General features: G+C 50.0%; 19 protein-coding genes and 1 tRNA gene. 13 read left to right on the plus strand and 7 right to left on the minus strand.

From position 1 onward, the window contains the following. Positions 1-11 precede the first annotated feature (11 nt). The 8 genes from EOJ37_RS04130 to EOJ37_RS04165 are packed head-to-tail and all read left to right on the plus strand — an operon-like array spanning position 12 to position 6,393. Positions 12-1,307: a DNA circularization protein gene (locus tag EOJ37_RS04130; protein WP_127958108.1), complete on the plus strand. Its 1,296-nt coding sequence runs from the start codon at positions 12-14 to the stop codon at positions 1,305-1,307. Next, the gene (locus EOJ37_RS04135; RefSeq protein WP_127958110.1) at positions 1,304-2,365 is read left to right on the plus strand and encodes a phage baseplate assembly protein; all 1,062 of its coding nucleotides are present in this window, start codon (positions 1,304-1,306) and stop codon (positions 2,363-2,365) included. The genes EOJ37_RS04130 and EOJ37_RS04135 overlap by 4 nt, the downstream gene beginning before the upstream one ends. Next, the gene (locus tag EOJ37_RS04140; protein WP_127958112.1) at positions 2,365-2,928 is read left to right on the plus strand and encodes a phage baseplate assembly protein V; all 564 of its coding nucleotides are present in this window, start codon (positions 2,365-2,367) and stop codon (positions 2,926-2,928) included. Before EOJ37_RS04135 ends, EOJ37_RS04140 begins: the two co-directional genes overlap by 1 nt. Positions 2,929-2,930: 2 nt before the next feature. Continuing rightward, positions 2,931-3,344, plus strand: a complete 414-nt coding sequence (locus tag EOJ37_RS04145) for a phage GP46 family protein (RefSeq protein WP_127958114.1) — start codon at positions 2,931-2,933, stop codon at positions 3,342-3,344. Next, a complete protein-coding gene (locus EOJ37_RS04150) occupies positions 3,337-4,392 on the plus strand; it encodes a baseplate J/gp47 family protein (RefSeq protein WP_127958116.1) in 1,056 nt (351 codons plus the stop codon). The genes EOJ37_RS04145 and EOJ37_RS04150 overlap by 8 nt, the downstream gene beginning before the upstream one ends. Next, positions 4,383-4,964 carry a YmfQ family protein gene (locus EOJ37_RS04155; protein ID WP_127958118.1) on the plus strand — a complete coding sequence of 194 codons (582 nt, stop codon included), beginning with the start codon at positions 4,383-4,385 and terminating at the stop codon, positions 4,962-4,964. Before EOJ37_RS04150 ends, EOJ37_RS04155 begins: the two co-directional genes overlap by 10 nt. A gap of 2 nt (positions 4,965-4,966) precedes the next feature. Continuing rightward, entirely contained in the window at positions 4,967-5,788 is an 822-nt protein-coding gene (locus EOJ37_RS04160; protein ID WP_127958120.1) for a phage tail protein, read from the plus strand. After that, on the plus strand, positions 5,788-6,393 hold the full coding sequence (locus EOJ37_RS04165; RefSeq protein ID WP_127958122.1) for a tail fiber assembly protein: 606 nt from the start codon (positions 5,788-5,790) through the stop codon (positions 6,391-6,393). The genes EOJ37_RS04160 and EOJ37_RS04165 overlap by 1 nt, the downstream gene beginning before the upstream one ends. A gap of 31 nt (positions 6,394-6,424) precedes the next feature. On the opposite strand, the gene EOJ37_RS04170 is transcribed toward EOJ37_RS04165, so the two are convergent. Next, on the minus strand, positions 6,425-6,805 hold the full coding sequence (locus EOJ37_RS04170) for a P22AR C-terminal domain-containing protein (protein WP_162473652.1): 381 nt from the start codon (positions 6,803-6,805) through the stop codon (positions 6,425-6,427). A gap of 332 nt (positions 6,806-7,137) precedes the next feature. Between EOJ37_RS04170 and EOJ37_RS04175 the strand changes: the two genes are divergently transcribed. Continuing rightward, a complete protein-coding gene (locus EOJ37_RS04175) occupies positions 7,138-7,398 on the plus strand; it encodes a helix-turn-helix domain-containing protein (RefSeq protein ID WP_127958126.1) in 261 nt (86 codons plus the stop codon). A gap of 115 nt (positions 7,399-7,513) precedes the next feature. On the opposite strand, the gene EOJ37_RS04180 is transcribed toward EOJ37_RS04175, so the two are convergent. From EOJ37_RS04180 to EOJ37_RS04190, 3 genes are all read right to left on the minus strand, one after another. Continuing rightward, positions 7,514-7,590: transfer RNA gene (locus EOJ37_RS04180), tRNA-Pro, on the minus strand. Between the two features lie 76 nt (positions 7,591-7,666). Next, on the minus strand, positions 7,667-9,382 hold the full coding sequence (gene yejM / locus EOJ37_RS04185) for an LPS biosynthesis-modulating metalloenzyme YejM (RefSeq protein ID WP_127958128.1): 1,716 nt from the start codon (positions 9,380-9,382) through the stop codon (positions 7,667-7,669). Between the two features lie 10 nt (positions 9,383-9,392). Then, the gene (locus EOJ37_RS04190; RefSeq protein WP_127958130.1) at positions 9,393-9,620 is read right to left on the minus strand and encodes a YejL family protein; all 228 of its coding nucleotides are present in this window, start codon (positions 9,618-9,620) and stop codon (positions 9,393-9,395) included. Positions 9,621-9,941: 321 nt separating this feature from the next. On the opposite strand from EOJ37_RS04190, the gene yejK reads away from it, so the two are divergent. Beyond that, positions 9,942-10,946 (plus strand): nucleoid-associated protein YejK, encoded by a 1,005-nt coding sequence (yejK, locus tag EOJ37_RS04195; protein ID WP_127958132.1) that lies wholly within the window; start codon positions 9,942-9,944, stop codon positions 10,944-10,946. Positions 10,947-11,136: 190 nt separating this feature from the next. On the opposite strand, the gene rplY is transcribed toward yejK, so the two are convergent. From rplY to deoC, 3 genes are all read right to left on the minus strand, one after another. Beyond that, a complete protein-coding gene (gene rplY / locus EOJ37_RS04200; RefSeq protein WP_127958134.1) occupies positions 11,137-11,421 on the minus strand; it encodes a 50S ribosomal protein L25 in 285 nt (94 codons plus the stop codon). Positions 11,422-11,574: 153 nt separating this feature from the next. Beyond that, positions 11,575-13,365, minus strand: a complete 1,791-nt coding sequence (radD, locus tag EOJ37_RS04205) for a DNA repair helicase RadD (protein ID WP_127958136.1) — start codon at positions 13,363-13,365, stop codon at positions 11,575-11,577. Positions 13,366-13,568: 203 nt separating this feature from the next. Beyond that, on the minus strand, positions 13,569-14,249 hold the full coding sequence (gene deoC / locus EOJ37_RS04210) for a deoxyribose-phosphate aldolase (RefSeq protein WP_127958138.1): 681 nt from the start codon (positions 14,247-14,249) through the stop codon (positions 13,569-13,571). A gap of 415 nt (positions 14,250-14,664) precedes the next feature. Here deoC and gcl point away from each other — a divergent pair, with 415 nt between their 5' ends. The 3 genes from gcl to EOJ37_RS04225 are packed head-to-tail and all read left to right on the plus strand — an operon-like array spanning position 14,665 to position 18,111. Then, the gene (gene gcl, locus EOJ37_RS04215; protein WP_127958140.1) at positions 14,665-16,404 is read left to right on the plus strand and encodes a glyoxylate carboligase; all 1,740 of its coding nucleotides are present in this window, start codon (positions 14,665-14,667) and stop codon (positions 16,402-16,404) included. 18 nt (positions 16,405-16,422) lie between these two features. After that, positions 16,423-17,199 (plus strand): hydroxypyruvate isomerase, encoded by a 777-nt coding sequence (gene hyi, locus EOJ37_RS04220; RefSeq protein ID WP_127958142.1) that lies wholly within the window; start codon positions 16,423-16,425, stop codon positions 17,197-17,199. 18 nt (positions 17,200-17,217) lie between these two features. Then, entirely contained in the window at positions 17,218-18,111 is an 894-nt protein-coding gene (locus tag EOJ37_RS04225) for a 2-hydroxy-3-oxopropionate reductase (RefSeq protein WP_127958144.1), read from the plus strand. The last annotated feature ends 331 nt before the right edge of the window (positions 18,112-18,442 follow it).

An 18,442-nucleotide genomic window follows, 5' to 3' on the forward strand; every position in this document is an offset into this window, starting at 1 on the left:
AAGGAGAATGCATGAGCTGGAAGGAAAAATTATTGCCGGCATCCTTTCGCGGGGTGCCGTTTAAAATCACAGATGATGAGGCCACAGTAGGCCGCAGAACGCAAACCCATGAATACCCCAACCGCGATAAACCCTACACTGAAGACCTTGGCCGCGCTACACGACGCGATAGGCTCTCTGCTTACGTCATTGGTGATGATTACCAGGCACAACGTGATCAGCTTATCGCCGCCATTAATCAAGGCGGCCCCGGCAAATTAGTGCATCCGCAATATGGTGAACTTACCGTCTGCATTGATGGTGATGTCACCGTGAGCCACAGCGCCTCAGATGGGCGCATGTGTACCCTCAGTTTTAACTTTGTTGAAGCGGGTGAACTCAGTTATCCAACGGCTGGCGTAGCCACCGGGCAAAAGCTGGTTTCATCCTGTGACGCGGTGAGCGATTGCGCCAACGATGCGTTCAGCAAATCATTCACTTTAGATGGCTTGCCCGATTTTGTACAAACCGGCGTTCTTGATGATGCGGGCAACATGATGGGCATTGCCACCAAAGCACTTGACCGGGTGAATTCAGGGCTGGGTGATGCAAGCCGCTTGCTTGAGGGTGACTTGTCGGTGCTATTGATGGCTCCTAGCCCTGGGATGGATTTCACCAACCGCCTGCAACGTTTATGGCGCAGTGGCAGCGCACTGTTAAGAAATGGTAGTGACTTGGTGAGCAAGATCACCAGCCTAACGGGTATTACTGTTGATCGCGGCCTAGCACCGCGTGGGGTGTGGAAAACCAACAGTAAAACTATGCAGCAACGCACAGAACAGAGCAACGCCATTGCACAAGTGATGCGCACCACAGCAATAGCGGAGGCTGCACGCAGTATTTACACCCTGCCACAAAGGCCGTTGCCTGTAACTGTATCGCCAGTGATAAGGCAACCCCTGCTTGCTCACCCTGCGGTAACTTCACTGGCAGAGCCTCAGCGGGAAATGTTGGTGAGCTACGAGGCGTTAACTCATTTACGCGATGTACTGTCTACAGCCATTGATCAGGAGCTGCTGCGCGTCACCGACGATGCTCTGTTTTTGGCACTCAATACATTACGAACTGATGTTAACCGCGACATTAACCAACGTTTGGAACAGACGGAAAAAACCACACGCCGCACACCCACCGAGGTGTTGCCAGCACTGGTATTAGCAGCAGACTGGTATGACTCTGCCGCCCGTGAATCCGACATTACCGACCGTAACCCCATTAAGCATCCTGGCTTTGTACCAGCCAGCCCACTCAGGATACCGATAAGATGAACAATGATGTCACGCTAAGGGTAAATGATCGCGAGTGGCGCGGCTGGACATCCATATCCATCGCCGCCGGTATTGAACGATTAGCGCGGGACTTCACTGTGGAAATCACCAGGCAATGGCCAGGTGCTGAAGAAGTTGGACAGCTACAGCCGAAAGTCAAAGCGGGGGATGCTGTAACAGTGTTGATTGGGGCCGATCCAGTGATGACTGGGTATGTTGATGCAACACCCGTGCGCTATGACGCACAGCGCGTATCGGTATCAATTGTGGGGCGCAGCAAAACTGCTGATTTAGTCGATTGCTCTGCTGTTGTGGGGCAATTTACGGATCGTACTTTTGCACAAATCGCCAGCGAGCTGGTTAAACCGTTTGGTTTAAAGGTGATTAATCGTGGCATACCCAGCACACCAATTATCGGCCTGCAAGCTGATCACGGTGAGCTGGTGATTGATGTGCTCGACAAAATGATGGGATTGCAACAAGTGCTGGCTTATGACAACGAACAGGGCGATCTGGTGCTCAGCCAAGTGGGTGCAGAGCGTTGTGTGACTGCACTGGTGCTCGGCGAGAACATTCTTTCTTGTGATGCTGAACTGAGCGTTAAAGAGCGCTTCAGCGTATACCAAGTGGCAGGCCAGCGGGCGGGAGATGATGAGGATTATGGCGAGGTAACGACCACGTCAATATTGGCAAAAAACGCAGATAGCGCCATTAAACGCCATCGACCACTGGTAATTAAACAAGTCGGCAACGCCACGGGCGAAACGGTGATTGACCGCAGCCACTTCGAGATGGTACGCCGCAAGGCTCGCACTGACGAAGTGACATACACGGTACAGGGCTGGCGGCAAGGCAACGGCGCGTTATGGCAACCCAATCAGTTAGTGAGCGTGTTCGATCCAGTGTTGGGCTTTAACTACCGCACGTTACTAATTGCCGAAGTGACCTATCTCCAGAACGAACAAGGCACCACCACACAACTGCGCTGTGGCCCCGCTGATGCTTACCTGCCCAAGCCACCGAAACAGCGTAAAAAAGATGAAGAGGAGGAGTATTAATGCGCTTGTTAAACACAATTCAACGCAGCTTATCCAATATGTTGGTACGTGCAGTGGTGCAGCACCGGGATGGCTCGCGTAAAAACCAAGTGTTGCAAATCAGCATGGTAGCGGGTGAGTTAAAGAGCAACATTGAACACTTAGAACCCTACGGTTTTACCAGCGCCCCCCACCTTGGTGCTGAAGCTTTTGCCGCATACCCAGACGGTGATCGCTCGCACGGTGTGGTGCTGGTGGTGGCGGATCGCCGTTACCGGCTCACGGGTTTGGATAGTGGCGAAGTGGCGATTTATAGCGATGAGGGTGACAGCATCATCTTAAAGCGCGGCAATCAGATCGAAGTGAAGACCCAGACACTTACTATCAATGCCGCAACACAAGTGCAAATCAACTCGCCGCTGGTGGCGATGTCAGGGCGCTTAACCGTGGCAGGCAATATTGAAGGTGCCGCGCAAGTACAAGACCAGGCCAGCACCATGAGCGCCATCCGCACCACCTACAACGGCCACACTCACCCACACGGCGAACCGACAACCGGAACCCCCAACAACCCGATGAGGTAACCATGATCCTCGTAGTTAATGGGCAGCGCCGCTCGGTACATGCACCGAGCGATCTGCTAACACGCTCCGTTGTGATATCACTCTTCACCTGGCGCAGGGCTGAACCTGATGATAATGCCGATCACTCGATGGGCTGGTGGGGTGACACTTACCCCACGGTACAGAATGACCGCATTGGCTCACGGCTCTACCTGCTACGGCGTGAAAAGCTCACCAGCAAAACAGGGGAACTGGCGCGGGGTTATATCCTGCAAGCCCTAGCATGGATGAAAGAGGATGGCGTGATATCACGAGTCACCGTAGATATCACGCGGCTCAATAATGAAACCCTCACAGCAGAGATCAGGTTATACCGCCACGACGGAACCAATCACGTAATTAAATTTGATGACATGTGGAGTGTACTCAATGAATAGCGGTTTTAATCGCCCCACGCTGCCGCAGTTAATCACCCAGATCCGCACCGATTTACATGCACGGTTGCAAGCGGATGATGTGTTACGCCGTACTGATGCCGAGGTGTACAGCCGCGTGCTGTCAGGGGCAGTGCATACGCTATACGGCTATATTGACTATTTGGCGCGTAATCTGCTGCCAGATTTGTGTGATGAAGAGTGGCTAGTGCGGCATGGCAACATGAAGCGCTGCCACAGGAAAGGCGATGCTACAGCATCCGGTTTTGTCCGTTGGGAGGGGGTGAGTGATGGGATCACTGTGCCTGAAGGTGCAATTTTCCAGCGTGATGATTTACTGGAATATGTGACTACAGCACCAGCGACATCGATTGCGGGGGTACTGCGTGCGCCCGTGGTGTGTTCAGCGCCTGGCAGCCTTGGTAATACTGATGATGCTATCAGCATGATACTAGCGCAACCAATTAAAGGCTTGCCCTCGGCAGCCTTGGCGGATGGCATCGAAGGTGGCGCGGATATTGAACCGCTCGAAGAGTGGCGAGCACGGATCATCGAACGCTGGTACTACACCCCACAGGGTGGTGCTGATGGTGATTACATCGTGTGGGCAAAAGAAGTGCCAGGCGTAACCCGCGCATGGACATACCGGCACTGGATGGGCACCGGAACCGTCGGCGTAATGGTCGCCAATAGCAACCCTGAAAACCCGATACCCGACGACGCTGTGGTAGAAGCTACACGGCAGCATATTTTGCCACTGGCTCCTGTGGCTGGGGCAAGTTTATATACTTTTGCGCCGCTCCCTAAAGTCATCCCCTTTCGCATTAAAGTGATGCCGGATACCCCAGCAGTGCGTTATGCCGTGCTGGCAGAATTGCAGGCGATGTTTATGCGTGATGGTGTGCCTGGCGGCACGTTGGCGTTATCACGTATATCGGAAGCGATCAGCATTGCCACTGGCGAGCACAACCACACCCTCTTTACCCCTGTTAGCGATATTGAATTGGGTGCGACGGAGCTGCCTATCGTCGGGAAGGTGCTATGGAGTTAAAGGATTATGAAGGTTTGCTCAAAAACCTGCTGCCAAGAGGCCCCGCGTGGGAAGGGTGTGATCCGCTGGTGGTCGGTTTTGCACCGGCATTACTGCGTATACACCAACGCGGTAATGACCTCACCAATGAAACCGATCCTCGCACCGCTGTTGAGTTGTTAGACCGCTACGAACACATTACTGGCCTGCCGGACTCTTGCACCCCAGCGGGATTACAAACGACATCACAACGGCAACAGCGGTTGGATGCAAAAATAAACTTAGGCGGAGGTATCAGCAAAAATTTTTATCAGGCACAACTTGAAGCGCTAGGTTATACCGGTGCCACTATCACACAGTTCACTGATGATGTTTTCCGCTGTACCTCTACCTGTATTGACTCGCTTTATTCAGAAGAATGGCGCTTCTGGTGGCGGGTCAATATGCCAAATGCCACACAGATTACGAACATGACCTGTCTCTCATCTTGTACTGAAAGCCTGCGTACATGGGGGGATACAGTTGCAGAGTGCGTAATCAACAAACTTTGCCCCTCACATACCTATGTAATTTTCCAATACCCAGCGGAGTAACTATGCACAGAATTGATACACCAACCGCCCAAAAAGATAAGTTTGGGGCGGGAAAGAACGGCTTTACCCGAGGAAACCCCCAGACCGGGGTTCAGGCAACGCAAGTTGATGATGATTATTTTGATGCCCACCAAGAAGAACTGGCGGGGGTTGTCGAGGGTGCGGGGTTATCACTCGAAAAAGGCAATAACACGCAGCTTTTTACTGCCATCAAGAAAATTGTAGGTGCAGAAGTGCCGATTGCATCAAAAACAACAGCAGGCATCACAAAGCTAAGCAGCGCTACAGACAGTGATGATGAGACGATGGCGGCGACGCCGAAAGCAGTGAAAACAGTAGCTGTACCAGTGGGCATCCCGCAGCCTTGGCCACAAGCCACACCGCCCAGTGGCTGGCTAAAATGCAACGGCGCCAGCTTCGACAAAGCCAAATACCCACTACTGGCCGCCGCCTACCCCAGTGGCAAACTGCCGGATCTGCGTGGTGAATTTATTCGCGGCTGGGATGATGCACGCGGAGTGGATAAAGGTCGGGGGCTGTTGAGTTGGCAAGGGGATGCAATACGAAATATAACGGGTGAGTGTCGACTCGTAAACTCAGGTTTATTGACGCTGCTTGAGCACGTGGGGAGCTTCGCAGGGGCTTTTATTCCCAGCGGACATCAATCCAGCGCATGGCTGGATGTCAGGGGGCTGCCGACAATAAGTAATCCGCCATATTTATATCCTGGTGCGATCGGGTTTGACGCGTCAAAAGTTGTACCGACCGCTAGTGAAAACCGCCCCCGCAATATCGCCTTTAACTACATCGTGAGAGCAGCCTAATGAATCAACCACGTACACAACTGGATAACAACGGTTTGGCAACGGTTGCTGGTTGGCTGACGGTCTACAACATCGAACCGCAACAGCGTGAATACCTAGCGCCTTCAGAAGAGTACCTGGAACAGGGAGTGGGCTTACCGGCATACAGCTACCTGGATGCCCCCCCCCAGCCTGAAGCCGGGCAAGCGGTAGTGCGCACGGCAGACAATAGCGGCTGGCAGAGCGTTGCCGACCACCGGGGCGAAACGGTCTACCATACTGCCAACGGCGAAGCGCTGACCATCACTGCCTTGGGCGACTACCCACCAGACACCACCTTACTGGCACCGGCTACACCCTTTGACCAGTGGCAAGATGGCCAATGGGTCACTTCACTGGAGCAGCAGCACGCGGCACAACTGGCCGCCGCCAAACAGCAGCAGAGTGAGCTACTGGCCACGGCACGCGCCACCATCAGCCTATGGCAAAGCGAAATGCAGCTAGGGGTGATCAGTGATGCGGATAAAGCACAACTCATCGCTTGGTTGCGTTATATCAAAGCGCTACAGGCTGTTGATGTCGCAACAGCTCCTGACATTGAGTGGCCGGAGGTACCAGAGAAGTAAACCCGCCATGGCGGGTTTTATTAGTTGATTGTCAGCCTCTTAAACGCGTCAACACGCTACGCCAATTCGCATCACTATCATCATCCGGGTGTGGGGTGATTGCTTGCGTTTCACGCGCCAAAATCTGCTTTGTTTTGTCTAACGTATGTTGATACTCAAAGCCCATTGACCAATATGATCCGGCTAACTTTGATTGCAGTAACTCCAGTGCTGGATGTGCGGCAGCAATCTGTTGCCGCATATATTCAGCTGCGTTCCAGAGCCAGCATAGGTTGCACAGTTCTTCATCAGTGAGTGTGATAGTGTGAACCTTAGCAGCATGATAGTTACGCATTTGTCGTTCACACTCAACTCGCAAGTGAGATTCACCGTTAACATTTTCATTAATAACTTGTATCTTTTCAGAAACCATTACGCCTCCTCCCATCGTTGCCCCCAAACATGGCAAAAAATAACAAATTGATACTTAATGGCATTAATAAATTGAAAGAATTAAATCATTTTAATTGACATAAAAATAGTTAATCATTCCTTTTAAGTCCTCTTTAAATCTCAATGATCCGAATATAGTGTGTTAATTTCCATTTAACTGTGATCTGGATCACAGTGATTTTTTGATCAGATTAACTATCCGAAGGTATAGGTCTGAATTCGACCATTGGTTAGTGAAAACAGACAAAAATAGAGGACGAGCGGGGCATTTTTTGCCCAAAATTTTTTTTACTTTTTTTTACTTTTTTTCTTATGACACCAGAAAAAACAGCAGATGTACGAGTGCTGGACGAAATCAACAGGCTTTTACAAGAGAAAAGGCTAACCAAGGCTTGGTTGGCAAAACAATCTGGAATGAGTTACGAGAAGATAAAACGGTTATTAAATGGACAGCAAGTACTTCCAATGCGTGAAGCTGAGGAACTGCTTGTCACGTTGGGCTCATCATTTGATGCCTTATTCTCGAAGCCGTTTCGGGAAAATATACAACGCGAACTGGATCGCTATGAGTAGGTGGCTCGCGCTATTTTCGTCGGGAGTTTTACCATAGTTTTACCATTTTTTTACCATGTTAAAACCATGTAAACAAAAAAACCAACCGTAACAGGTTGGTTTTTCTATAAAAAGTTGGTCGGCATGAGAGGATTTGAACCTCCGACCCCCGACACCCCATGACGGTGCGCTACCAGGCTGCGCTACATGCCGACGCAGTGGCGACATAATACCTTGTTCGACAGAGAATTCAAGCGCTGAGTTATCTGATTGCCTTACATCTAAGCAGTTAATTAGCGATGAAGCGCTTAATATCAGTCAAAACTTGCAACAGCAGTGTTAATTGCGGTTTTTGCTCCAATAACTCCTCACCATTGTGATCATAGACAGAGTACTTGCCACTGCTATCAAGCACTAATGTCTGTGTTGGGGTAGTGATCACCAGTTGATGATCATTACCACTGACAATCCAATTGTTTCTGCGTTGTGCGGCGAACAGATCTTCTCCCTGTGAGTAGTCGCTAGCGCTGGTCTTAACGTGCAAAAGACGTTGCATCAGCGTGCGCATAACGTCAGGGTGGCTAGTGAGTTTGTTGATGCTTTGTGCGGGTGTACCTGGCCAGTGGATCACCAGTGGTACGCGCGATTGATAACGGTGAAATCCATCACGCCCTTTCTCTTTATCATTGGCAGTGCTCAGATCATGTTCAGCGGTGATCACCACCACAGTTTTTTCCAGCAGTTGCTGCTGTTGCAGTGTCGCCAGTATTTGAGCGAGTTGCGCATCGACACCCTGCTTGGCTTTCGCCTTTGGTGCGTTATTACCGGTGAGATAGAGGTAAGAAAACCACGGGCTTTCATGATGCTGTAGTGCCAACCAGTTCTGCCATTGGCGCGTAGTATCAGCATCACTCTGCACCAGTGACTCTTTGGGTAACGAAAAATCGGCAAGCAACGCTTGGCGATAGAGTGTTGCTTTGAAGCCATCAGAGGAGAACAACCCGAACTGGTAGCCTTGATCACTCAGTGCATTAATGAGTGCTGAGGATTTACGCCCAGCTAGCACGCTATCCAGATAGGTAGGTGAAATACCGTAAAATAGGCTGATTAACCCGGCACTGTAGTGGGCATCAAAACGGATATTATCTTGGGCAAACTGGTGCAATACCGGCATATTTTTTGCGATATCATCAGGGTTGATGCCACGAACAACCACCATCAATAGGTTGTAACCGCTGCCCTTATCCACGTAGGTGAGTTTGCTAAGTGGGTATTCAATTGACGTTGCTGCCGGATCACCTTGTTGCATTAATCGACGCTGATACTCTTGAGCATCAAGCAAACCATATTTTTCCAGAAATTTACGCGCAGTCATCGGGTAAGAGAGCGGTAGATTGGCGCGCTGCATCGTGATCGGGCGATAAAAATTAGCATCAGCCCACAGGTAAAGTAAGTGAGAGGTAACAAAACAGCAGATAAATAGCACCGCCAACGGCTTAGCGAATTTACGGCGATTCAGACTGCGTAGCTTTTGCCAACTCCAGGTGGCAAACAGCATTTCTACAAGGAAGATCAGCGGTGCCACAATAAACATGAGTTGGAGCTGACGTATTCGCTCACTCTGTTCAGGGTTGATCAACAGTTCCCACACCATTGGGTTAAGGTGCAGGTGAAACAGGCTGAATACTTCACTGTCGATCAGCAACAGCGTCAAACCTGCGGTGGCTAACAATGCAGAAAGCACACGCAGTAGCTGTTGCCGCATCACAACAAAGGTAAGCGGGAAGATAATCAGCAAATAACCAGCAAAAACAATGAAGCTAAAATGGCCTATCAGGCTGACAAACGCATAGATCCGACCGAGCAGAGAACCTGGCCAGTCACTAACCAACAGATAGCGACTCGCTAACGCAATGCTAAGCAGGATGTTAAATAGCGCGAACCAATGCCCCCAACTGATCATTTGGGAGACTTTCTCACGATAATTTTGCGCGTTTGTTACCATAGCGAATTATCTAATGTGCCTTATCTTCATTGATGGAAGCCTGTAGTGCATCGGCAAACGATTTTGCCAGATACTTGCGCTGTGCTGGAGCAATGCTGGTATTGATCAAGTTGGTGACCAGATTGCCAAGTAACATCAGCGAGAGATCGACAGGTGTCTGCTGCTCTTCTAATACATTGACTAATTTAGCGAGCAATTGTTCAATTTGTTCGTCACTATAACGGGATGATTGTGGCATAAAAATTGTGCATCAAGTCTGATAAAGTGCCGTATCTTACCCCATAATCGCGTGATTTTCTGCTCTTTTAATCGGGTAAGTTACAGCACTGAAAACTAAAATTGGGTTGATATTGATAACCAATAGGATAGTGAGCGGTTAAGCACCCCTCGAGTGATGCCCTAGATGCGTGAGCGGTAGGGGCTAGCAGGTAGTGGGTAAACAAAAACATTTTGGGCAAGAGGGTGAGCGCAGAAAGGTTGCAAAGGCAAGTGTGTGATTGGTTGTCGGCGGACAAGCAGTGCATGTTTTTGCAAGCGGGATGTGTTTATAGCGGTGATTATGAGTTTGGATATTGAGCAAATTGTTCTGCACCAATTAATAAAACGAGACGAACAGACACTTGAGGTAGTACTGCGTGATTCACTGTTGCCCACCGATACGGCAGTAGAGGAGATGATGGCAGAGCTACATCGGGTCTACAGTGCCAAAACGAAAGCCTATGGCTTGTTTAACCCAGAGAGTGAACTGGCGGATGCACTGCAACGTTGCCGCAACGGTGATGAGACGTTTTTAGCTTTCAGCCGCGCAGCGACTGGGCGGCTACGTGATGAACTGGCAAAATATCCGTTTGCTGAAGGTGGTGTAGTGCTGTTTGGCCACTATCGCTATCTGGCTGTTGAGTACCTGCTGATCGCGGTGCTTAGCAACCGCAACAGTATGCATGTTAGCGAGCAGTTGGATATCCGCAGTACTCATCATCTGGACATCAATCATGCTGATATTGTTGCACGTATTGATCTGACCGAATGGGAGACAAATCCAGCATCGAAGCGTTATCTCACTTTTCTGAAGGGGCGGGTAGGGCGGAAAGTGTCTGATTTCTTCATGGACTTTCTGGCTGCGACGGAGGGACTGGATGCTAAGGCACAGAATCGGGGCTTGCTACAGGCAGTCGATGATTATTGTGCGGAAGTACAACTGGACAACAATGAGCGTCACGCTGTGCGTCAACAGGTTTACAGTTATTGCCATGAACAGTTGCAGGCTGGTGAAGAGATTGAGTTGCCTGTTTTATCACAACAACTTACAACTGTTGGTGACAAAGACTTTCAACAGTTTTCCAGTGAGCAGGGTTATCAACTGGAACAGAGCTTCCCGGCGGATCGCGCTACGCTGCGCCAGCTAACCAAATTTGCCGGCAGTGGTGGTGGCGTCAATGTGAATTTTGATGCACAACTGCTTGGTGAACGCATTTTTTGGGATGCCAGCAGCGATACTTTAACCATTAAAGGCACGCCGCCCAATCTGCGTGATCAACTCCAGCGCTATAACAGCAAGTCATAGCCACCACGTTTTGCTCAGGTAAATGAATTGCTTGAAAACAGAGGCCTGCTCAGTGAGGTTTGTCAGGTAAGTGTTTATCGCACAGGCAAATCGGTTGATGTGAATGGTGATGCCGGCGATAGTGCCAAAAAACAAAAAACGCCGTAATAACGGCGTTTTTTGTCTGACAGTAAAAGCGACCAGTTTGCGGTTAGACGCGCACGAAGTCGATATGAGCCAGTTTAGGTTTGAAGGGGTGGCGTTGTACTGCCTGAACCTTCACTTGCGTTGCTTCACCGTCGATCACCAGAGTCAGCGCTTCGCTGTAGAACTCAGGTTTAGCTTCCATGTTTTTAACTGCATCATGGTCTAATTCGATAGCCACAGCCGCTTCTTTACCACCGTAAACGATAGCAGGGAATTTGTTGGCTGCACGCAGGCGGCGGCTCGCACCCTTACCCTGCTCTTTACGTACTTGTACGTTGATAGTGAACATTGTTTTTTCTCTTTAAAAGAAATCTATCCTGCTACAGGCGACCCAGTAACAGGCACGATAAATTGGCTTTACGCTGCAAAAACTGGCAGCAAAGCGGACGGCATTCTAACGGAAAGTGCCGCTTTGGGCAATCGAAAGCTGTCGAGTGACCGTTTAATAGAGTTGATTGGCACGACGAAAGCGGCCTTGATAATCAAAAATTTTCTCACGTACTTGCCAAAATTGCCCCTGCTTGCGAGCAACAACAAAGTCAGGATGGCGTAGCAGGTGCGCCTGCGCAGCAATCTGTTGTGAATTCTGCCAGCGAAAAGGGACACCTGGCGCACGTTGGTGTACATGCAGAAAGCGCTGTTCGAAGGCGTGCCGTTGTGCCGCAGTATCCAGGCGGAAACGCTCGCTGACATCCGTACCATCTTCATCATAATAGGTGATTTTTAACCAATCCCTGTCTGGATCGTCACCGCTTTGCAGCGTCATACCGCTACAGCGTAACACCAACGCGTCTTTCAGTTTTAATGCTGCTTTCAACATATCATCAGCGTCGATCAGCAACGCTTGGCAATGGTGGCAGCGCCGTGCCGCAATATCGTTCTGAGCATCACATTCAGGACAGTGCTTAAAGCGAAAACGAAAGTCACACTGTACTCGCTTGGCAGCAGGTGCAGAACGGTCGTTTGGTCGATGTTCTGGCGATGAGGTTAGGTAACCTTGGCAGCGGCGGCCATAATGCTCAATGATTTCACCTTGTGGGTCACATTTGCCCCAGAACAGATTGGCGAAGCCGCAGCTAGGGCAAAACACTTGTACTGGTTCGCTGTCACTGGCTGGTTTGGCCGCGCCAACTTCGGGCATAAACAGATCGTGAGGGTTGCCAGCATAGTCGAGGATCAGGCAGTCAGTCTTGCCAGGAGAGAGGCGCAATCCACGGCCAATAATCTGCTGATAGAGACTAATTGATTCAGTCGGTCGCAAAATGGCGATCAGATCAACATGTGGCGCGTCAAACCCGGTGGTTAATACCGCAACATTAACCAGATAGCGCAGTTGTTGCTGTTTGAAGGCGTTAATTAACTGGTCGCGCTCACGGCTGGAGCTTTGCGCAGTGATCAGCGCAGCGGAACCGGCAGGAAGCAGAGAATAGACTTCATTGGCATGTTCCACTGTTGCGGCAAAGATCATCACGCCATGACGGTTGGCGGCATAGGCAACAATTTGCTTAACAATTTGTGGTGTTATGCGTGCCTGTTTTTTTAACTGCTGATCAAGATCATGGTTATTGAATAGACCATTGCTCCCTACTTTTAGCTGGCTAAAATCATACTCAACAATCGGCATATCGAGCCGTTTGGGCGGCACTAAAAACCCATGCTTGATCATGTAGCGCAGCGGCAGTTCATAGATACAGTCACGGAACAGTGCGGTGCTATCGCCACGCACCATGCCGTGGTAGTGATATTGATAGATCCAGCCTTTACCTAGCCGATACGGCGTAGCTGTTAAACCCAGCAAACAGAGTTGTGGATTAATTTTCTGTAATTGCTGAATAATCTGTCGGTATTGGCTCTCATCGTCATCGCTGATGCGATGGCACTCATCAATAATCAACAGCGAGAATGCGCGATCAAATTGCGCCAGATGAGGCGCAACCGACTGCACACTGCCAAACACGACCTTGCTGTTGTGCTGCTTTTGTGCCAGACCAGCGGAAAAAATATCTGCGTTTAATGAGTAGGCACAATACTTACTGTGATTTTGTGCCACTAATTCTTTTACATGAGCCAACACCAGCACGCGCCCTTTGGCACGTTTCGCCAGTTCAGCAATCACCAGGCTTTTGCCTGCACCAGTAGGCAGAACGATCAGCGCCGGTGTGCGATGTTGGCGAAAGTGGTTGAGGGTGGCATCAACCGCCTGTTGTTGGTAAGGACGCAGAGTAAATGACATAAGCCAGTACAACGGGTTGTCTGCCAGTGGCACTCATTTACGCTTTGAACCACGGTGAGTAGCGCGATATGGCCGACAGATGGAATATGGACTGCACATCTGCCTGACAGGCTGTCGCACAGCCAAGCAGATTTCAGCAGTGGAGTTGGTATCATCAACCCAATCATAGTCAGCGCGATCAAAATGACTGCTGACTCATCGGATCAGTAACTGCTGGTGCTATTGTTGCTGCCAGAGACGATGGCGACACCAGAACTGGTACCAATACGTGTTGCACCGGCAGTGATCATCAGCTCTGCGGTAGCGCGGTCACGCACTCCACCTGATGCTTTTACTCCCATCTTGTCGCCAACCGTAGCGCGCATCAGTTTGACCTGTTCGGCACGAGCACCACCTTGACTAAAACCGGTAGAGGTTTTTACAAAAGCAACATCTAGCTGGCGGCAGATTTCACAAACCTGAACAATCTGCTCATCACTCAGCAGGCAAGTTTCCAGGATCACTTTCAACGGGATAGCGGCACACACCTCACGCACGGCAGCAATGTCAGCCGTGACAGCATCGATCAAGCCACTCTTTAACCAGCCGACATTGATCACCATATCAATTTCCTGTGCGCCGGCAGCAATCGCTGCTTTGGCTTCAAACGCTTTTGCAGCGCTCAACCCAGCCCCTAACGGAAAACCAATCACCGAGCAGACTTTCACCTCACTGGCTTCTAACAGATGGGCAACCAGTGGCACATAGCCGGAATTAACACAGACGGCGTAAAAATGCTGCTGCTGTGCTTCTTGGCATAGCTTACTGATTTGTTCTTCAGTGGCATCCATTGCCAGTAGTGTGTGATCAATGTAGCTGGCGTAATCAATTTGTTCTGTGGTCATCATGATTCCTAATGAAAAGATCCAATCAATGGCGGTAATTAGCCGATATTCTGCCGCAATTTAACGCTAAACGGAATGCCAATGTCATTCAATCTGCGCACGAAAGCTAATCGGTATTGTGGTTGGCATTGTCGAGTAGACAAGTGAGCCAACACTAGGCTGTTCAGGCACCACATCCTGCTACCAAACACAACGTCAATAGCACGACAAGATCAAATTTTTGTTTTCCTGCACACAGCAGCGTTTCAGAACGGAACGGCAGCAGTTTGCTGATCGTTTCATTTTGAACAGTGATTCAGCGAGTTGCTGTGACTAAAAAATCTTGAATAATCAGCGTTAAATTAAACGTTAAGTCAAAGTAATCCCTCTTTTGCCGTTAAAGCGGAAGAGAGAATTACCTGCTGGAGAGCAATAAATGGCAACAATGAGAGCAATCGAAGCGGCAGTCGAAATTATGAAAAAAGAGGGGATTAGTGTCGCATTTGGTGTCCCCGGTGCGGCGATCAACCCGCTCTATGCAGCACTAAAAAAAATCGGTGGGATTGAGCATATTCTTGCGCGCCATGTCGAGGGAGCATCACACATGGCAGACGGCTATTCGCGTGCCGCAGCAGACAATATCGGGGTCTGTATTGGCACTTCAGGGCCAGCAGGAACTGATATGATCACTGGGCTGTATGCGGCATCAGCCGACTCAATTGCTATTTTGTGTCTAACAGGTCAAGCGCCAGTGAGCAAATTGTACAAGGAGGATTTTCAGTCGGTTGATATTGAATCGATTGCCAAGCCAGTCACCAAAATGGCCGTGACCATCCGAGAAGCCGGGCAACTGCCAGGAACTTTCCAGAAAGCATTCTTTGAGATGCGCTCAGGCCGCCCAGGCCCGGTGTTGATTGATCTGCCATTTGATGTGCAGATGACAGAGATTGAATTTGATATTGACCTGTATCAACCGCTGGTACCACATCGTCCAGAAGCGACACGTGCGCAAGCAGCACGCGCTTTGGAGATGATGAACCAGGCAGAGCGGCCAGTATTGATCGCCGGTGGTGGCATTATCAATGCTGAAGCCTCTGAATTACTGCAACAACTGGCAGAAATTACCGGTGTGCCAGTGATCCAGACCTTACGCGGTTGGGGCGCAATCCCAGATGATCATCCGCTGATGGCAGGACGTATGGGCTGCCAAGCGAACCACCGCTATGGTAATGCTAACTTCTTGGCCGCCGATTTTGTATTCGGGATCGGTAACCGTTGGGCTAACCGCAACACTGGCAATCTAGAGACCTATACCAATGGACGCCGGTTCATCCATGTCGACATTGAACCAACCCAAATTGGGCGTGTTTTCAGCCCAGATCTTGGCATTGTCTCTGATGCCAAAGTGGCGTTAACACGCTTAGTGGAGGTGGCATCGGAGATGCGAGCGGCTGGTCGCCTGAAAGATCGCAGCCAGTGGTCGGCAGCCTGCCTGGAACGCAAGCGCTCAATGCTGCGCCGTGATGACTTCGACTGTACGCCAATTAAACCGCAGCGCATCTACCATGAAATGAATAAAGCATTTGGTAAACAGACACGTTATGTCGCCACGATTGGGCTGGCACAGATCGCAGCCAATCAGTTCCTACATGTTTACAAACCACGCCACTGGATCAACGCCTGTCAAGCGGGGCCACTGGGCTGGACGTTACCGGCCGCGCTCGGGGTAGTTAAAGCGGATAGCGACACGCCGGTGGTGGCGATATCGGGTGACTATGATTTTCAGTTTCTGGTGGAAGAGTTGGCGGTAGGTGCCCAATTCAATTTGCCGTACATCCATGTCCTGATTAACAACGCTTACCTTGGTTTGATCCGCCAAGCACAACGTGCATTTGATATTGATTACTGCGTACAACTGGCATTTGAAAATATCAACGCGCCGGAAGTGAATGGTTACGGCATCGACCACGTTAAGGTGGTCGAGGGATTGGGCTGCAAAGCATTGCGTGTATTTGATCCAGAACAGATTGGCCCCGCGCTGGAGCAGGCCAAACAGTTACGCGATCAGTATCGTGTCCCGGTGGTGGTGGAAGTGATCACGGAACGGGTCACCAACATCGCAATGGGGCTGGATATTGACAAGGTAACCGAATTCGAACCGATCATCGATCTGTAACCTGTAGCAGGAGCGAACATGGCTAAATTTGCTGCCAACTTAAGTATGTTATTCAACGAGTATCCGTTTATGGCACGTTTTGCAGCGGCGAAAAAAGCGGGTTTTGATGGCGTTGAGTATCTGTTTCCCTATGAATTTTCAGCACAAGAGATTGCTGAACAGCTCGATAAACAGCAACTCACGCAAGTGCTATTCAACCTACCGGCTGGAAATTGGCTTGCGGGTGAACGGGGAATTGCTTGCCTGCCCGATCGTGTCGATGAGTTCCGTCGTGGTGTGGAAAGCGCAATCGTCTATGCCAACGCGCTGGGGTGCCGCCAGGTTAACTGCTTGGCAGGCAAAAAGCCGCACAACGTCAGTGTGGAGCAAGCGCATCGTACCCTGGTTGACAATCTCAAGTTTGCAGCACAGAGATTGGCAGAACAGGGGATCAATTTACTGCTTGAAGCGATTAACACACGTGACATTGCCGATTTTTTTGTCAATCGCAGCCCGCAGGCCGCTGCGATTATCGCTGAAGTTGGCGCGAGCAACCTCGGTTATCAATACGACATTTACCATATGCAAATCATGGAAGGCGATCTGACAACGACCTTTGAGCGCTACTTACCGATTATTGGTCATGTTCAGTTAGCCGATAACCCTGGGCGCCACGAACCAGGCAGCGGCGAAATTAACTATCCATTTTTATTGAAGCGGATTGATGCGTTGGGCTACAGCGGATGGATCGGGTGTGAATACATTCCAGCCAATGGCACTGAGGCCGGGCTTGGCTGGTTAAAACAGATGCCGTAACAGGATCAGGAGATGAGGATGAAAAATATTGGCTTTATTGGAACTGGGATCATGGGCAAACCGATGGCAAAAAACTTGCAAGATGCCGGCGGCACGCTCCACTTCTCACAACATTTTGAACCGGCACCAGCAGAGTTATTGGGTAAACAGGGGATGGCTTGTGCAACACCGGCTGAAGTCGCCCAGCGTTGTGACGTTATCTTCATTATGGTGCCGGACACACCACAAGTAGAAGATGTGCTGTTTAATAATGACTATGGCCTAGAAAAAGGGTTAACAGCGGGTAAAACGGTGGTCGATATGAGTTCAATCTCACCGATGGCGACCAAACGCTTTGCCGCACGGATTGAGAAAAGTGGAGCAGCTTACCTTGATGCCCCGGTGTCAGGCGGTGAAGTGGGCGCGAAAGCGGCAACACTGTCAATTATGGCGGGTGGGGATGAGACGGTATTTAACCGCATTCTGCCACTGTTTCAGTGCTTAGGTAAAAATATCACTTTGGTCGGTGGGCACGGCGCCGGGCAGACCTGCAAAGTCGCCAACCAGATCATTGTTGCACTTAATATTGAAGCAGTCTCAGAAGCGCTGCTGTTTGCGGCCAAAGCAGGCGCAGATCCAGCGCGCGTGCGGCAGGCACTGATGGGCGGGTTTGCCTCATCAAAAATCCTTGAAGTACATGGTGAACGCATGGTGAAAGGGAATTTTGACCCTGGTTTTAGAATTGCCTTACACCAGAAAGATCTCAATCTGGCACTGGAAGGGGCGCGTGAATTACAGCTCAACTTGCCCAATACCGCGATGGCACAACAACTGTTTAATACTTGTGCTGCGTTAGGTGGCAGCCAGTGGGATCATTCGGCGATGATCCGTGCGTTAGAGCATCTGAGTGACTTTTCCATTCGTGATGAATGAGTGGAACGTATAAACGGATAAGATGTAGGCAGTTGTGTGTCAATGGCGCTAGGCATAATCGGATGGCAGTTAATCCAGTAGTAACGGCTTGGCAGTTATCCGATTAATCTGGTGCTAGTTGCGAGTTTGTCCTTGCGCAGTGTTAATCATTTTGCACGGCTATTAACAGCGCACAGTGGTCTCACATCGCTACGCCTGGTTAACCACAGGACAGTATCTGAGATACCGAAATTGCTCCCGTAGAGTCACAGTGAACAAGATTTAATGTAGCGATATAGCACCATAACAGAAAAATATATCGTAATCAGTGCCGTGGATTTCATTTTATGGT

This window comes from Serratia microhaemolytica (genome assembly GCF_004011885.1).
GTDB classification, from domain to species: domain Bacteria; phylum Pseudomonadota; class Gammaproteobacteria; order Enterobacterales; family Enterobacteriaceae; genus Serratia_G; species Serratia_G microhaemolytica.

What these genes read in the sequence shown, in the direction of transcription:
- radD (WP_127958136.1), bottom strand. Translation starts at nt 13,365, where the DNA reads ATGTCATTTACTCTGCGTCCTTACCAACAACAGGCGGTTGATGCCACC.
- EOJ37_RS04165 (WP_127958122.1), top strand. Translation starts at nt 5,788, where the DNA reads ATGAATCAACCACGTACACAACTGGATAACAACGGTTTGGCAACGGTT.
- EOJ37_RS04150 (WP_127958116.1), top strand. Translation starts at nt 3,337, where the DNA reads ATGAATAGCGGTTTTAATCGCCCCACGCTGCCGCAGTTAATCACCCAG.
- EOJ37_RS04135 (WP_127958110.1), top strand. Translation starts at nt 1,304, where the DNA reads ATGAACAATGATGTCACGCTAAGGGTAAATGATCGCGAGTGGCGCGGC.
- EOJ37_RS04225 (WP_127958144.1), top strand. Translation starts at nt 17,218, where the DNA reads ATGAAAAATATTGGCTTTATTGGAACTGGGATCATGGGCAAACCGATG.
- yejK (WP_127958132.1), top strand. Translation starts at nt 9,942, where the DNA reads ATGAGTTTGGATATTGAGCAAATTGTTCTGCACCAATTAATAAAACGA.
- EOJ37_RS04145 (WP_127958114.1), top strand. Translation starts at nt 2,931, where the DNA reads ATGATCCTCGTAGTTAATGGGCAGCGCCGCTCGGTACATGCACCGAGC.
- EOJ37_RS04170 (WP_162473652.1), bottom strand. Translation starts at nt 6,805, where the DNA reads ATGGTTTCTGAAAAGATACAAGTTATTAATGAAAATGTTAACGGTGAA.
- EOJ37_RS04175 (WP_127958126.1), top strand. Translation starts at nt 7,138, where the DNA reads ATGACACCAGAAAAAACAGCAGATGTACGAGTGCTGGACGAAATCAAC.
- EOJ37_RS04160 (WP_127958120.1), top strand. Translation starts at nt 4,967, where the DNA reads ATGCACAGAATTGATACACCAACCGCCCAAAAAGATAAGTTTGGGGCG.
- EOJ37_RS04140 (WP_127958112.1), top strand. Translation starts at nt 2,365, where the DNA reads ATGCGCTTGTTAAACACAATTCAACGCAGCTTATCCAATATGTTGGTA.
- EOJ37_RS04130 (WP_127958108.1), top strand. Translation starts at nt 12, where the DNA reads ATGAGCTGGAAGGAAAAATTATTGCCGGCATCCTTTCGCGGGGTGCCG.
- EOJ37_RS04190 (WP_127958130.1), bottom strand. Translation starts at nt 9,620, where the DNA reads ATGCCACAATCATCCCGTTATAGTGACGAACAAATTGAACAATTGCTC.
- rplY (WP_127958134.1), bottom strand. Translation starts at nt 11,421, where the DNA reads ATGTTCACTATCAACGTACAAGTACGTAAAGAGCAGGGTAAGGGTGCG.
- hyi (WP_127958142.1), top strand. Translation starts at nt 16,423, where the DNA reads ATGGCTAAATTTGCTGCCAACTTAAGTATGTTATTCAACGAGTATCCG.
- gcl (WP_127958140.1), top strand. Translation starts at nt 14,665, where the DNA reads ATGGCAACAATGAGAGCAATCGAAGCGGCAGTCGAAATTATGAAAAAA.
- deoC (WP_127958138.1), bottom strand. Translation starts at nt 14,249, where the DNA reads ATGACCACAGAACAAATTGATTACGCCAGCTACATTGATCACACACTA.
- yejM (WP_127958128.1), bottom strand. Translation starts at nt 9,382, where the DNA reads ATGGTAACAAACGCGCAAAATTATCGTGAGAAAGTCTCCCAAATGATC.
- EOJ37_RS04155 (WP_127958118.1), top strand. Translation starts at nt 4,383, where the DNA reads ATGGAGTTAAAGGATTATGAAGGTTTGCTCAAAAACCTGCTGCCAAGA.